This window comes from Psychrobacter sp. T6-1, from assembly GCF_052258445.1.
Map to the genome: position 1 here is coordinate 1 of NZ_JBQQFC010000342.1, position 2,379 is coordinate 2,379.

Here is a 2,379-nt window from a genome sequence, read left to right on the forward strand (position 1 = left end):
CTATCTAACAGCTGTATTGGAAAAGTCACCACATCAAAGGCCAGCGCAAAAGGCAATAACACTAGCTTACCAGCCGTACTCGTACCGCCTGAATTGACTTGGGTTTGCTTAGTTTGACCATAAAAGGTCACAGTATAGGGTTTGCTCAAAGCACGGTACTGCGATTGAATCATGCTCAAATTGCTCACTTGTGGGTAGATAGCACCTTTGACTGGTACGGTAAAACAAAAGCGCTGGGCATTGATACGCGTATCACTGGCAGAGGTACAATCTTGTCCGCCGTTTTGCAAAAAGAATTGATAATCACTGCGGGCAAACTCGTCCTTTAATTTGGCATAAGACAGCTTCATTTGACCTTGAAAGTAGCCATCATTATTTGGTACGGTAAAGCTCATATCGTTTTCGACTTGGATATTTTTTGGGGTCAGATTGGTCAGCAGATTGACCATTTCAGTTCCACCTTGGGTTAGCACGTAGCTGTTCTTTTCACCAACGATGACCATCGTCGCATTTGGCGTTTTAGGCAGTATTTGCGCAGGACGCCCAAAAGCGATGATTTGGTCTTGCGATAGCAGGGTCTTGACAGAGCGCTCGCTCACTGTATTGTTATCTTGCAACAAAGAATCGGTCGCGCAGCCTGAGCTGGCTAGTAGCGCAACTACTGATGCACCCAGCATCATTGACTTTAGGATGAGTTTGCCAGATAAAGGAAGTGTATTTGTAGCCATGATAAGACGTCCTTGTAGGTGATGACTCTATATAATATAGCTCATATTGCTTTATATTTAGGGATAAAACAAGATGTTTGCTTGCCCTTTGACACCCTCTAAAAGAGCTCTTCTTAAAACAAAAAAAGCAACCACATTGCTGTCGTTGCTTCTTAATTCAATGATAAAAGTTTATTTTAGGGTGTCCCATCGTGAGCGACTTCAACTCGCGTAGATAACATGCGCCCTTTGGTTTCAGCCTTGCGCGACTCCTCATCCCAGTCGAGCGCTGCACACATAAATAGCGTTTTGCCATCAGCTCCGCCAAGCATGACTGCAAAGATGCCTTCAGGGGCCGTCTCGACAACCTCTAGTATCTCCCCGCCCTCTTTGATACGTGCAACGCGATGATTGAGAGTATCGGCAATCCAAACCGCGCCTTCTTGATCTAAGGTTAAACCATCGGGTAGAATCTGAGCGCGCTCAACACGCTTAGATAGATCTGGCTCATCACCAAGCTCGCCAAAGTTTGCAAAGTCTCGTCTTGGTCCTAAGGTGCCATCATCATACACCTCAAATTGCGAGATTCTATTGCCAAACATCTCGTTGACGATCAAGGTCTTTTCATCTGCTGAGATGACCATACCATTTGGAAAGCATAACCCTTCGGCGACTACTTGTGAGCTACCATCAGGTCTAACCAGAACTAACCCTGTTTCTTTAAAGTCCTCACCGCCTGTTAAATCAAACCCAAAATCACCAACATAAGCATTACCATTTAGCGCAACCACCATATCGTTGGCATGTCCGCCGCAATGTTCAGAGATATCCGCATGAACGACTAGCTCGCCATCGTCTTCTAAACGTAGTATTTTTCGATCTTTCATGGAGACCACTAACATACGACCATCAGGTAACCAGCCTAAGCCTGAGGGTTGTTCTTCAACATGGACGATCTTTTCAGCGTCGCCAGCATCATTGATACGGTACACGCCTTTAGTATAAAAATCGACGAACCACAAGGCATCTTGGTACCAGCGCGGTCCTTCTAAATAATGGAAGTCATCTACTACCACATTTAACTCGTAATTTGACATTGTCATCATTCCTAATTTTTAAACTCGTATTTAAAGTGTTGGTTTAAAATAACGACTGCTGCGCGCAACATAATTTTTGAACTAGTCGTAAGGCAAGTTAAATATCGATGACAATATCTTGGTTTAATATTCATATCCATAATGACAGCTGCCGACGATGTGTCGTATTGCTGAGCTAAAGTGATAAGCTTTTGGTTCATACTGTCAGCTTTAGTCATGATATGACCGTTGGTATAGAATTTTAGACCTGTCACTCCATTCATCCTTGATTTTTGTAGACAGGTTATTTATAACATATTTTTTATTGATGTAAACGTAAGCAATTATGATACCAACTTTCATACAAGGTGATTGACAACAGTGCTTTCACCATATTTTGGCGTCTTTTAGAATCAATTAAACTGCTCTCAAGCTATATATAATCATGTATTAAGATTTAATATTTAAATAAATTCATATATAACATCCGTTTATACGAATAATAAATACGTTTACAAAAAACTTTTTTATTTATAGTTATCAATAAGTTAAGAGCAATAATTAAAAACATTTGTCAGGATATTATTATCATTATT

General features: G+C 41.2%; 2 protein-coding genes. Both read right to left on the minus strand.

Annotated features, from left to right (window positions below):
• Nucleotides 1-728 (minus strand): YidX family protein (locus ACTXGO_RS12535; protein WP_443574769.1); only part of this gene is annotated, 728 nt, incomplete at its 3' end.
• Between the two features lie 176 nt (nucleotides 729-904).
• Nucleotides 905-1,804, minus strand: a complete 900-nt coding sequence (locus tag ACTXGO_RS12540) for an SMP-30/gluconolactonase/LRE family protein (protein WP_443574770.1) — start codon at nucleotides 1,802-1,804, stop codon at nucleotides 905-907.
• Nucleotides 1,805-2,379: the final 575 nt, after the last annotated feature.